The organism is Haloarchaeobius amylolyticus (assembly GCF_042678045.1).
GTDB classification, from domain to species: Archaea; Halobacteriota; Halobacteria; order Halobacteriales; family Natrialbaceae; genus Natrinema; species Natrinema amylolyticus_A.
On record NZ_JBHUDI010000003.1, the window covers coordinates 1 to 13,043 of the forward strand.

The following is a 13,043-nucleotide window of genomic DNA, read 5'->3' on the forward strand; positions in this document are numbered from 1 at the left end:
ACGTCGAAGACCTGCTCGCACTGTGGCGACGACACGAAGTCAAACCGGGTCGAACGTGGCCTGTACATTTGTTCGTCGTGCGAATTGGTAGCCAACGCGGATTGTAATGGGGCGGAGAATATGCGCCAGAAGATAACTCTGAGTCCTCACGGTGAGGATAGGAGTAACGGCTGTGTGGCACAGCCATCGATACACCTGTTCGACCGCGAGAGCGGGACGTTTCAGACGAGAGAGCAGGTCGTGTTGTAGACCAGCAAATATCCCACCTGCGGTACGGGAAGCCGCGCCGTCGTCGGGCTTTGCCCGACTGCTTGAGGGATCTCCGATCCCTCTCCGTTTACGGCGCGGAGGATGTCACAGAACGCGACAAGGAGTCCGATCACCGCTAACCCATTAACGAGGAGCACAGTCACGTTCATCGTCAGGCTATGCCACTAATGGGTTTCCTGCACTCCGAGGATGGTAAGTAATTCTCTATACAGGATGCCTCACTGCTCGTCGGATTCGAGATAGAGGCATCACCGGCCGTTGGTTCGACGGGACCTTCGCTGGTAAACTCACCAGCACCTTCGATGGACATCATTTGAAACTGGTAGGAACCTCCACGGTATATTCGCACACATACTTATCGGCCAACGCTCCGTAGAAGTGGACGGAATTAACAGCGTGGAAAGACGCCTCCGACACCTAACTGCCACTCCCGCCTGCTACTCGGCGACGAGGTCACGCAGCCGGGGCAGGACGCTCGTCACATCTTCGCGAAAGACCAGATCGGCGAGGTCGTCACACGGCGTCGACTCGAGGTTGACGACCCCAACCGTCGCACCGCTCGACGCGGCGAGTCGCGGAAGCGAAGCGGCGGGTTCGACGACAAGCGAGGACCCGATCGCGAGGAAGACGTCGCTCTCGCGGGCGAGCGATCGTGCGCGCTGGATGACGGCGCCCGGCAGCTGCTGGCCGAAGAGGACGACGTCGGGCTTGAAGACGCCGCCACAGTCACAGGTCGGCGGCAGTTCGCCGTCGGCTGCGCGCTCGAAGATCGGCTCGCTGTCGCTGCGTCGTCCACAGTCCTGACAGCGAACCCGCTGTGCGTTTCCGTGGAGTTCGAGGATCGTCGTGTCGTCTGCGTCCGGTTTGCCATCGCCACCAGCGGCGATCCTGTCGGCGGCCGCGCCGTGTAAGCCGTCCGTATTCTGGGTGCAAATCGCCTCGAGGTCGCCGGCCCGTCCCATCGCGGCCAGCGCCTCGTGGGCCGCGTTGGGCTCGATCTCGCCGTCGAACAGCACGCGCTGGAGTTCGATGCGGTCCGCCCAGAACCCTTCAGGATCGCGCTGGAAGCGGCCGTAGGCGAACTGTCCCTCGTCGAATCGATCCCAGACGCCGTCGTCGCCACGGAACGTCGCCACACCCGAGGGGGCCGAGATGCCTGCACCAGTCAGGGCGACGACGGTGTCCGCGCGGCGGACGTCGTCGGCGAGTCGCTCGAGGTCGTCCATGTCGGAGAGTGCAACGGCCGATCGATAAAAGCGAGACGGATCGGACACTCGATCAACTCCTCGTCGATGTATACCGAGCAGCCAGCGTGGCCTCGATCCGCTGGAGGTGTTCGCTCACGGTGCCCGGCGCGAGATCGAGTTTCGCGGCTAACTCCCGGTGGGTCGTCTCGCGTGGCACCTCGTAGTACCCCTCGCTGACCGCGAGTTCGAACAGTTCCTGCTGGCGGGCGGTCAGCGTCGGCGCGGAGTGGCCGGTGCCGGGGTCGTACTCACCCAGCCGCTGGAGGTCGACGTCGATCCCCTCGGGAAGCGCCGCGGCAGCGTGCTGGATCGCCCGGCTTGTCCCGAGCGCCGTCACCTCGAGTCCGCGAGCCGCCTCGGTGTCGACGTAGGTCATCGGCCAGTCGAGGACGATTTCGTGCTCGCGGAGGATCGACAGCAGGTCGTCGACGGGCTCGACGATCCGACACTGCACGTAGGCGACACCGTGGCCGTCCGTGCCGGCGACATCGTACTCAAGCGCCACCGAGCAGTCGGCGAGCAACGCGCGGGCTCGCTCGAGATCGCCCCATAGCTCGAGGAGTTCGACGTATCGCCCCTCGTGAATCGGATTCAGATACCGGATCGCCTCGATCCCGACCGCGTCGCTGCGGCCGAAGCGGTCGTCGATCGCGTTGAGCCGACCGTCGGCCCAGGTCAGCACCATCGTGGCGTATCTCATCGCCGATCACCGCCGGCGTCGTCGGTCAGCGTGTTTGCGGTCGGATGGGCGGACGAACTCATAGCGGTCCGTATCGTCCGTCGACTTAAATACACCTAGCGTGCTCGGCTATAGAGAAAGGCGGCCGGCGTTCCTTCGTTCGACTACGAATGCGCCACGACACAGCTGCGACCGCCGACCGACAGCCGCCGGGGCCGGACGGGCTCCCACTGCTCGGCAATCAGGTCGCGTTTCTGCGCGATCCGTACGGCTTCATGACTCGAACGGCCCGTGAGTACGGCGATATTGCCTCTTGGGAGGATCCCAGCGGCCGAGTCTACCAACTGAATCACCCCGACTACATCGAACAGGTACTCGTCCAGAACAACGAGAACTACGTCAAAGGCGAACGGTTCCAGAGCGTCCTCGGGCCACTGACCGGCAACGGCATCCTCAACAGTGAAGGCGCAGTCTGGCGGCGCAACCGCCACCTGATCCAGCCCGCGTTCCATCCCGACCGGATTCAGGAGTACGCGACGATGATGACCGACTTTACCGAGCAGGCCCTCGAGTCCTGGGACGACGGCCAGACGCGGCTCGTCCACGAGGACATGATGGAGGTGACGCTGAAGATCGTCGCCCGGGCGCTGTTCGGTGTCGACGTCGACGACCACGTCGACACCATCGGCTCGGCCCTCGAGCGATTCATGGAGGCCTCCGAGAGCCTCTCGAACTACGTCCTCCCTCCGAACGTCCCGACGCCGGCCAGACGGCAAATCCAGCGCGCCCGGGCGGACCTCGACGAGGTCGTCTACCGACTGATCGAGCAACGGCGGGCCGACCCGACGGATCACGACGTCATCTCGAAACTGCTCGAGGCGATCGACGAACGCGACACCGGGATGTCGGACGACCAGATCCGGGACGAAGTGGTCACGCTGTTGCTGGCCGGCCACGAGACGACGGCACTGTCGCTGACGCTGACGATGTATCTCCTCTCGCGGAACCCGCAGGTCGAGCAACGGCTCGTCGCGGAACTCGAGGACGTCCTCGGCGATCGGACGCCAACGATGGACGACCTTGCTGACCTTCCGTACACCGAACGCGTCGTCAAGGAGTCGATGCGACTCTACCCACCCGTGCCGGGGATCGTCCGCGAACCGGTCAAACCCGACGTCATCGACGGCTACGAGATCGAACCGGGATCGACCGTCCGGATGCACCAGTGGGTCGTCCACCGCGATCCCCGGTGGTACGACGATCCGCTCGCGTTCCGGCCGGCCCGGTGGACCGACGACCTCGAAAGCGACCTTCCGAAACTGGCGTACTTCCCGTTCGCGGCGGGTCCGCGTCGCTGTATCGGCGACCGCTTTGCGATGCTCGAGGCGCGGCTCATCCTCGCGATGGTCTACCGTGACTACCACCTTGAGCTCGTCCCGGGAACGGATCTGGACCTGATGGCGACGGTGACCGCGCGGCCGAAACACGAAATTCCGATGACCGTCCACGAGCGGTGACGATACGGTCTGTTGTCTCGATTTCCCGGTGCAACTGCAGGACGGTCGCTGTTGCACCGGCAATGACTGACAGTAGTCCGTAGAGACCCGCGTCGTTCGCACACTCACGGACACCGGCTGCCGCGAGCCCGAACGGCTGCGTTTAAGTTCCGCCTGCGTGAATCGGGTGGTATGCAGGATAGAACCTACACTGCCGACGCCGAGCCGGGCGACGACGTCACCGTCGCCGGATGGGTCCACGAGATCCGCGATCTCGGTGGCATCGCCTTCCTGATTCTCCGAGACACCTCGGGCAAGATCCAGATCAAGTTCGAGAAAGACGAGATGGACGAGGATCTCGTCGAGACCGGACTCGGCGTCTCCCGCGAGAGCGTCGTCAAGGTCTCCGGCGCGGTCGAAGAAGAGCCGCGCGCGCCGACGGGCGTCGAGGTCACGCCCGAGTCCGTCGAGGTCGTCGCCCCTGCCGACCCCGAACTGCCCCTCGACCCCTCCGGGAAGGTCGACGCCGACCTCTCGACGCGACTGGACAACCGCACCCTCGACCTGCGCAAGGACGAGGTCCAGGCCATCTTCGAGATCCGCTCGGAGATCCTGCGCGCCGTCCGCGAGCAGTTCCGCGAGTTCCGCTGTACGGAGATCACCACGCCGAAGATCGTCGCGACCGGCACCGAGGGCGGCACCGAGCTCTTCCCGATCACCTACTTCGGCGAAGAAGCGTTCATGAACCAGTCGCCCCAGCTGTTCAAACAGCTGATCGCCGGCTCGAACGTCGAGCGCGTCTTCGAGATCGGTCCGATCTTCCGCGCCGAGGAACACAACACGCCCCGCCACCTGAACGAGGCGACCTCGATCGACTTCGAGGGTGCGTTCTGCGACCAGAACGATGCCATGGACGTCGTCGAGGGCGTCGTCAAAGCGGCCTACGAGGCCATCGACGAGAACTGCGGCGAGCAACTCGAGGCGCTCGGCCTCGAGGACGAATTCGAGGTTCCCGAGGGTGATTTCCCACGTCTCAGCTACGAGGAAGCCATCGAGCGCATCAACGCGACTGGCGAACTCGACGAGCAGCTCGTCTGGGGCGACGACCTGCCGACCGAAGGCGAGAAGGCACTCGGCGACGACGTTGGCGGCCACTACTTTATCACCGATTGGCCCAGCGAGATCAAGCCGTTCTACATCAAGGACCACGACGACGACTCCGAACTCTCGACCGGCTTCGACCTGATGCACCCGCGCATGGAACTGGTCTCGGGCGGCCAGCGTGAACACCGCCACGAGAAGCTCATCGAAGGCTTCGAACAGCAGGGCCTTGACCCCGAGCAGTTCGAGTACTACACGAAGATGTTCAAGTACGGCATGCCGCCCCACGCCGGCTTCGGCCTCGGTGGCGAGCGTCTGATCATGACGATCCTCGGGCTGGACAACATCCGAGAGGCTGTGTTGTTCCCACGCGACCGTCAACGTCTGAGCCCGTAGGGCAAAGACGTTGTGAGCCAGCGAGACGAACGGAGTGAGTCTCGACGGACCGGCAGCGACTGTCGCCCTGACGGTCCGAACCGATCGCTCCGATCGGTCATCGCATACTGATTTTCAGTTTCGAGGAACGATCACCGAAAGCTACGAGTCCTCGAGCCGTCTCTGTCGAGAGACAAGACCGGCTACTCGATTTACACGTCGAACGAGAGCCATGCGCTCGAGGCACTTTCATGAATCAAAAACGAACTCTCGGAATCGCACTCCTGGCTGTGACGGTCGTCGCCGCACTCTTGATCGGTGGGCTTGTCGTTCTCTCCGACTCGCTCGCCGAGGACAGTTACACGAGCGAGTACAGCTACGACGTCGAAATAACGACGAACGGGACGCTAACGAACGCGACGATGCTCGTCCCGGTGCCGGTTTCGGACGGTGAGGTGTCCGTCGCCGGTGCGCTCGAGGATGGCGACTACTACGCCCAGCCGGAGGCGTTCTCATCCCGAATCGTCGAGACCGACCGCGGCCCGATGCTTGAGGTGACCGTCGACGAGTTCGTCGTCGAACCCGAGTACTACCGGGTCGTCGAAGAGGGCGAGCTGGGGCGGACGGAACCGATTACAGCCGACGAGTACGATCCGGACGACCCCGACATGTTCGTCCGCGACACCGATCGATACGAACTGACCGTCAGGGTCGAGAGCGACGAACCGATCGAGACGCGCGAGCCGGTCGGCACCGAACCGGTGCTCGAGCCACGCGTCGACGCGACCGAGACGGACTGTCTCGATGGGCCGGAACGCTGTTACGAGTACACGGGCTTCGTCTACGCCGAGTACGACACTGATCCGTCTACCGACGTCTCGATCCGCGTCACCCACCACGGTGAGAACTCGTGGTGGGTCGGCGGCTGGAGCGGCAACTGGTACCGCGACGCGGTGGCTGTCGACCTCGCCGGGCCGCAGGCGGACTGGATTGCCGTCGACGGCTCCCTCGAGGCGGGCCAGGGATCGTACCGGTGACGACAACTGTGCCGAATCTTCACTGTTATATCGTCCCGGTCGCAAGGGTCCCCAATGCGTGAGGAGGCGACCGCGTTCGTACCAGGGCACATCACGGGCTTTTTCAGCGCACACCCGGACGAGAATCCGACGAAAGCAGGCTCTCGCGGGGCAGGGCTGACACTTACCGACGGTGTCGAGGTGACGGTCGAACCGGCATCCGGCGACGAGTCGACAATCGTTCTCGACGGCGACGAACTCGAGATCGACCCCGTTAGCACCGTTCTCGAGACGCTCGGCGTGACCGCTCGCGTCGAGGGCGAGTCCGACCTGCCGCTCGGTGCTGGCTTCGGCGTCTCGGGCGCGATGGCCCTCGGGACGGCGCTCGCGGCCAACCGCGTGTTCGCGTGCAAGCTCTCGACGAACGAACTGGTCACGATCGCCCACGGGGCCGAGGTCCAGGCCGGAACTGGGCTGGGCGACGTGGTCGCTCAAGCCCACGGTGGCGTTCCGATCCGCCTCGAGCCCGGTGGACCACAGGAGAACGTCCTCGACTCGATTCCGGCGCGGGCGCGCGTCGAGTACGTCTCCTTTGGCGAACTCTCGACGGCCGACGTGCTCTCGGGCGATACTGAGACGCTGACCGCTGCCGGACAGGACGCGCTCTCTCGCGTCGTCGAGGAACCGACGCTGCTATCGTTTATGTATGCTTCGCGGCGGTTCGCACGTGACGCAGAATTGCTGACGGAGCACGTGAGTGAGGCGATCGCTGACGTCTCGGCGGTCGAGGGACAGGCTTCGATGGCTATGCTCGGCGACACTGTCTTTGCGCTCGGGACGGGCCTGTCCGACGCGGGCTACGAGCCGTCGGTCTGTGCCACCCATCCGGCCGGTGCCATGCTGCGGTGATTGCAGGTAGACTGGTCCCGTGACAGTCCCTGCCGTTTCTTGAGAGCATCCCAGTGTGAACGATGCAAGTGCGGTACAGACGTGTGTGGATTCCTGACGGTTAGAATAAGGAGAAAACACTTATACGACGGGTTAGAAGTCGGCGATCAGCCCTGCTGGTCGCCATGCCTGCCTCCCATGCTCCATCGACGACCGCGACTGACGGTGATGCGGCGACAGCCACGTCGCTTCGAGGGCGCATCCAGTCACATCTCGGAATCGACCCGCGAGCGCTGGGCGCGTTTCGGATCGGGGTGGGTCTCGTCGTCATCGCCGATCTCCTCGTCCTTCGGGCGCCACAGTTGGGGACGTTCTACACGGACGACGGGGTCTTGCCTCGAGCGACACTCGCCGAGACGGCCCCGACGCTCGCGCGGTGGTCGCTATACGCGATCTCCGGCTCCCTATGGGTACAAGCCCTGTTGCTGGGTGTGACGACCATTTTCGCCGCGTGCCTGCTCGTTGGCTACCGACCCCGATTCGCAGCAGTTGGAACTGCAGTATTGCTCGCGTCACTGCACGCTCGCAACCCATACCTCGTCAACGGTGGCGATACGATCCTCATCTCGGTACTGCTCCTTGCGGCGTTTCTGCCGCTCGATGCGCGATGGGCGCTGCGCCGCCGTCAGCGACGGAACGACGATCGGGTTCTCTCAGTGGCGACCGCCACGATTCTCCTTCACGTCGTCGTCATCTATGCGATCAATGCAGTCCTCAAGTTCCAGAGCGACGCCTGGATGAGCGGCGTGGCCGTCCAGCGTATCTTTCACCTCGAGGACTTCGTGTACCTGCTGGGTCCGACCCTCGCGGAGTATCCCACAGTCCTCACCGGGATCAACTGGCTCTGGACCGCCGTGCTGTCCGCATCGGTGCTGCTCGTGGTCACAACTGGGTGGCTTCGGACTGCAACCGCCGTGGCGTTCATCGGCACACACCTTTCGATGGCGGCGACGATGCGGCTCGGCTCCTTTCCGTTCGCCATGTGTGCCGTCTTGTTGCTATTCCTCCCGCCGCGACGCTGGGACACCATCGATCGGCTCATCATCAAAAGCGGTGTTTCGTCTCGTCTAGAGCCCGTCCGCCGAGCAACCGGCGACTCGACGCGATCGGGGACGAGCCAGCACATTCGACGTGGACTGCGAGTGACTGCGACGGGTCTTCTCGTCTGCCTGTTCGTCGTGCTGGTCGGCTGGCAGCTCGTTGCGGCGGGTCTCGTCGAGTCGCCCTCATCGATGGCGGACAGCACGCTCGAGAGTGCGAGCTGGGCGTTTTTCGCGCCACAGCCGCCTGATTCGTACAGCTGGTACGTCGTCGAAGCCGAGCACGAGTCCGGAGCGTCGACCGATCTCGTCGACGGCAGTGATGTGACGTTCGACCGACCACCGAACGCCATGGATCGGTATCCAACGACGCTCTGGAAGCGGTACGGGGCGAAGACCCAGGGCGCAGGTGCTGTCGCCCAGCCGGCCACAGCGTACTTCTGTGAGCAGACGCCCGACGATGTCGAGTCGGTGACGATCTATCGCCTCGACCAACCCGTCGATGCGGACGGACCAGTTGGCAAACCGGTTCCACACGAGCGAGCCGCAGCCGTCTGCAACTGACGTGGTCGAGACGACCGACCGATTACATCGACCAGTGCTGTTTCGTCCTCTTCGGTCACGAACACGCGTATGGGTGGGGAGGGCACACCCGGTTCCGGCAGTTAAATACCCTCTATAATTATCAGCTAGTATAGGTTTCGTTCGACTGAACCGCAAGCAAGCGCGACGATACAGTTGGATTCGTCGCTCCTCTCGTGGATTCATCTCCGTTCGATCGATCACCGAGGTCGACACGCAGCCGCGAATCCTCTCGAGGTACCCATCAGACCACTCTATCGTTCGGCTGTCCGGCGTTTTCGATGCTCTCGGTTAATTCACGACGTTAACATAACCAATATGTTAATTATGCTTTTGATATATAACAACGATGGGACCAGTAGCCAGAACTTTATTATGATCCGTTCGAGTTATCCGGTCAAGTTTCGAAATGGCCTCCCGGACTGACATTCACCAAAACCTGTTTCAGCTGTACGAACATTACGTCGGAGAACCCGATTCGAGTAAGGACGTCTACGGCTATTGGCTGTTCATCGTCGGCTACATCATCGGGGCGGCGGGCGTGGCGACCTTCGTAATCGGATACGCGGGCGAGGCGAAATCCTATGCCCTGATCAGGATTTCTGGGGTCACGGCAGCAACGGGGCTCGCCCTCTGTCTGTTCGGTATCGTCCTCATGTTGCCGGTCCGAAAGCGGGGGATCCAGGCCAGCGTCGTCGGCTTACTCGTTGCGCTGGGAGGAGTCGGCTTTTTCGGCTGGGCGTATCCCTACAACTGGCGGGAACTCGGTACTGATTACAGCGTCGAGGTGATCTCCGTCTACACGCTCGGGATTGGGATCATTGCGGGCGTGACCGCACTCGTGCCCGTGCTCACGGGACGGAAAGGCATGTTCGTCGAGGAGGAAGGACAGACCGAGGACCCGGAGATCCTCACCGGCGACGCGATGGAAAGCGCTCAGTTCGCCGTCTTCCGCGACGAGAACGGCGACTGGAAGTGGCACGTCCTCCACCTCGAGGCGCTGGCCCGGAGCACCGACAGCGCCGTGACGCGGCCGGACGCCACGGAAAGCATCGAGCGCGTCAAATCCCAGATCAGCTCCGCGGGACTCATGGAGCTGACGACCTCGGCGTTTCGCCTCTACGAGGATCGCGACGGCACCTGGCAGTGGACGCTCGCGCGCGACGACGGCTCCGTCGTCGGTGCCTGTGCCGGCGAGTTCGACGAACGCGACGGGGCCGAGGAGTCGGTGAGTTTCCTCAAAGACGAGGGGCCCGATGCGGACGTCATCGAGATCGAGGACGCGGCGTTTACCTACGAGCAACGCCGCGACCAGTGGTACTGGCAACTGGTCGACGACGACCGCACGCCGCTGGCATCGAGCGAGACCGGCCACACAACCCAGGAACGGGCCGAGGAGGCTGCTCGGGCCTTCGCCGAGCGGTACGATCAGGCGCGGGTGCTCGATATCGAAAGCGTCGGCGTGGAACTGTGCGAGCGGGCCGCCGGCTGGACCTGGCGGTTCGTCGACGCAGACGACGAGGTTCTCGCCACTAGCACCGACGAGTTCGACACTCGGCGCGACGCCGAGAAGGCTGTCGAAGCGTTACTCCCCGAACTCGAGTCGGCGTCGGTCACCGTGGCCGGCGAACCGAGCTACGAACTCTACGCATCCGGCGAGGAGTGGCGCTACCGGCTGGTCGACGAAACCGAACACGTCGTCGCGTGCAGTCCCGGGGGGGCCGCCGACCGCGACGACGCGGCGGCGTGGACTGAGCGGTTCGGCGACAACGCCGTCGACGCGGAGGTCGTCGAGATCGAAGACGCGGCGTACGAGGTGTATCCGGCCGCGGACACCGCAGGGGACGAGTACACGTTCGACGAAACCGAGACGCTCCCGGCAGCGGTCGAAGGCCCCGAGCCGGCCCCGGACGGCGGGACGGTTGTAGACGCCGATACGGGAGTCGACGACAGCGGCCCGTGGAACTGGCGGCTCGTCACGGCCGACCGCGAGGTCGTCGCAGCGAGTACGGAACCCCACGCCGACGCCGAGACGGCGACGGCCGCGATCGAGCGCGTCCGCCAGCAGGCGAGCGAAGCCGACCTCATCGAGTTCGAAAACGCCGCGTTCCAGGTCTACGAGGCCGACTCCGGCGAGTGGCGCTGGCGACTCATCGACGAGGACGGTAACGTGCTGGCCGACAGCGGCGAGGAACACACCTCCCGTGGCGAGGCTGCCGAGGCGATGATGACGCTCAAAGAGCAGGCACCCGACGCCGAACTCCTCGAGATCGAGACCGCCGCCTTCGAGTTGTTCGTCAACGAGGACGACGAGTGGGGCTGGCGGCTCATCGACGAGGCCGGCAAACTCGTCGCCGAGGATCCGGCGACCCACCCGACCCGCGGGGCCGCACGACAGGCGATGAACCGTCTGCTCGAGCACCTCGAGTCGGACGTGCGGACGATGGATCGGGCGATCTTCCAGACGTACGCCGCCGAAGACTGGCACTGGCGGTTCGTCATGCCGGGCGGCGAAACGATCGCCGTCGACGACGAGGCGTCGCCGACCCGTGACGAGCTCCTCGACGCGATCGAGGACGTCCGCGAGACCGCTGCGTCGGCCCATCGTCACACGATCGGTGACGTCACCGTCCAGCTGTATGGCACCGACGAGTGGCACTTCCGCCTGCTCGACCGCGACCGCGAGCCAATCGCCGACTCGCCCGTCTCCTACGGCGACCGCGAGGCGGCAACAGACGGCGTCGCTGCCCTCAAAGCAAACGCGTCCGACGCGCCGATCTTCGCGATCGAGGACGCCGTGGTCCGTCTCGACGGCGACGACGGCTGGTCGTGGGAACTCGTCGACCGCGATCGTGAGGTGATCGCGGCGGCGGTCGACACCGTCACGAGCAAAGACGCCCTCCTCGAGGCGGTCGAGACGGTTCGTCAGCTCGCGCCGATGGCCGACCGGGTCAACTTCGACGTGGCCTCGTTCGAACTCGTCGCCGCCGAGGACGACCGCTGGCGCTGGCGACTCATCGACGAGGACGGCCACACCGTCGCGTCGGGCACCGAGACCCACGAGACGGCCGACGCTGCACGCGAGGCCCTCGCAGACATCCGCGAGTTGATCGAGTCGGCGAGCATCCTCGAGATCGACAGCGTCTCGTTCGAACTCCACACTGCCGAGGATGGCTGGGTCTGGCAGCTGATCGACGAGTACGGCGCGACGATGGCCGAGAGCACCCAGACATACGAGACCCGAACGGCCGCTCGCGAGGCGATGAACGACGTGAAAGCGCAGGCCCCAGACGGCTGGATCACCTTCACGGAGTGATAGACTCCCGGGTCGTGATCCGACTCGCGGTCAACTTGCCCCTCCTGTGACCGAGGTCGGCTTTCCGACCACGGTGGCCGCCGAACGATCGGGCCGCTTTTTATCGACCGATTCCAGTGATCGATCGTGAGCGACTACGACAGTGTCTCCGCCGACGTCAAGCACGAGGAGGAGATCCCGGAGGACCATCCCAGATATCAGGACCTGCTGACCCGCCATCGGATCGAGCAGGGCGTCGAGAAGGGGATTACACACCTTCAGGGGATGCACGCGGAGGGTCGGGGCAGCGCGTTCGATTACCTGCTGGGCGAGGAGACGATCCCGAGCGCCGACGAGGCCGAACGGGCGGCTGCGGCACACCTGCTGCTGGCAGAGCACCCAGTGCTTTCGATCAACGGCAACGTCGCGGCGCTGGTCCCCGGCGAGATGGTCGCTCTCGCCGAGGCCGTCGACGCCGACCTCGAGGTCAACCTCTTCAATCGCACGCCCGAACGGATCGACGCCATCGCAGACCACCTGCGCGAGCACGGCGCGGACGACGTCAAGGGACTCGAGGCCGACGCACGCATTCCAAACCTCGAGCACAAGCGGGCGAAAGTCGACGCCGACGGGATCTACGACGCAGATGTCGTGCTCGTGCCACTCGAGGACGGCGACCGCGCCGAAGCGTTAGACGAGATGGGCAAAACCGAAATCGTAATCGACCTCAACCCGCTGTCGCGCTCGCCGCAGGTGGCCGACGTGCCGATCGTCGACAACATCATCCGCGCGGTGCCGAACATGACCGAACACGCGCAGGAACTGGCGGATGCCGACGAGTCGGAACTGGAAGCGATTATCGCGGACTTCGACCGGGAGCAGGCGCTCGAGAACGCAGAGGAGCGCATCCGCTCGGGCGATCTCTAAGGCGCTCTTTCTACTGGTACCAAGTGGCGGCTCGCTCGAGTCCCACTGAAGTCCTTTCAGGAGGTAT

General features: G+C 64.2%; 10 protein-coding genes. 8 read left to right on the forward strand and 2 right to left on the reverse strand.

The features are described 5' to 3' along the window. Nucleotides 1-249, forward strand: a 249-nt coding sequence (locus ACFR99_RS03890) for a zinc ribbon domain-containing protein (protein ID WP_390284574.1), incomplete at its 5' end; no start/stop codon positions are given. Between the two features lie 458 nt (nucleotides 250-707). On the opposite strand, the gene ACFR99_RS03895 is transcribed toward ACFR99_RS03890, so the two are convergent. After that, nucleotides 708-1,496 (reverse strand): SIR2 family NAD-dependent protein deacylase, encoded by a 789-nt coding sequence (locus ACFR99_RS03895; RefSeq protein ID WP_390285379.1) that lies wholly within the window; start codon nucleotides 1,494-1,496, stop codon nucleotides 708-710. A 52-nt stretch (nucleotides 1,497-1,548) separates the two neighbouring features. Continuing rightward, nucleotides 1,549-2,217, reverse strand: a complete 669-nt coding sequence (locus ACFR99_RS03900) for a helix-turn-helix domain-containing protein (RefSeq protein WP_390284576.1) — start codon at nucleotides 2,215-2,217, stop codon at nucleotides 1,549-1,551. 149 nt (nucleotides 2,218-2,366) lie between these two features. On the opposite strand from ACFR99_RS03900, the gene ACFR99_RS03905 reads away from it, so the two are divergent. The 7 genes from ACFR99_RS03905 to ACFR99_RS03935 all read left to right on the forward strand — a co-directional run bounded on the left by ACFR99_RS03905 (nucleotide 2,367) and on the right by ACFR99_RS03935 (nucleotide 12,976). Continuing rightward, nucleotides 2,367-3,713, forward strand: coding sequence for a cytochrome P450 (locus tag ACFR99_RS03905; RefSeq protein WP_390284578.1), 1,347 nt, complete (start codon nucleotides 2,367-2,369; stop codon nucleotides 3,711-3,713). A 171-nt stretch (nucleotides 3,714-3,884) separates the two neighbouring features. Next, nucleotides 3,885-5,189, forward strand: coding sequence for an aspartate--tRNA(Asn) ligase (gene aspS / locus ACFR99_RS03910; RefSeq protein WP_390284580.1), 1,305 nt, complete (start codon nucleotides 3,885-3,887; stop codon nucleotides 5,187-5,189). 230 nt (nucleotides 5,190-5,419) lie between these two features. Next, entirely contained in the window at nucleotides 5,420-6,205 is a 786-nt protein-coding gene (locus ACFR99_RS03915) for a hypothetical protein (RefSeq protein WP_390284582.1), read from the forward strand. A 54-nt stretch (nucleotides 6,206-6,259) separates the two neighbouring features. Next, complete coding sequence (locus ACFR99_RS03920) at nucleotides 6,260-7,093, forward strand: pantoate kinase (RefSeq protein ID WP_390284584.1); 834 nt, start codon at nucleotides 6,260-6,262, stop codon at nucleotides 7,091-7,093. Between the two features lie 164 nt (nucleotides 7,094-7,257). Further along, a complete protein-coding gene (locus ACFR99_RS03925; protein WP_390284585.1) occupies nucleotides 7,258-8,736 on the forward strand; it encodes an HTTM domain-containing protein in 1,479 nt (492 codons plus the stop codon). Between the two features lie 427 nt (nucleotides 8,737-9,163). Then, the gene (locus tag ACFR99_RS03930) at nucleotides 9,164-12,070 is read left to right on the forward strand and encodes a DUF1508 domain-containing protein (protein ID WP_390284587.1); all 2,907 of its coding nucleotides are present in this window, start codon (nucleotides 9,164-9,166) and stop codon (nucleotides 12,068-12,070) included. Nucleotides 12,071-12,196: 126 nt separating this feature from the next. Beyond that, nucleotides 12,197-12,976 (forward strand): 4-phosphopantoate--beta-alanine ligase, encoded by a 780-nt coding sequence (locus ACFR99_RS03935; RefSeq protein ID WP_390284589.1) that lies wholly within the window; start codon nucleotides 12,197-12,199, stop codon nucleotides 12,974-12,976. The last annotated feature ends 67 nt before the right edge of the window (nucleotides 12,977-13,043 follow it).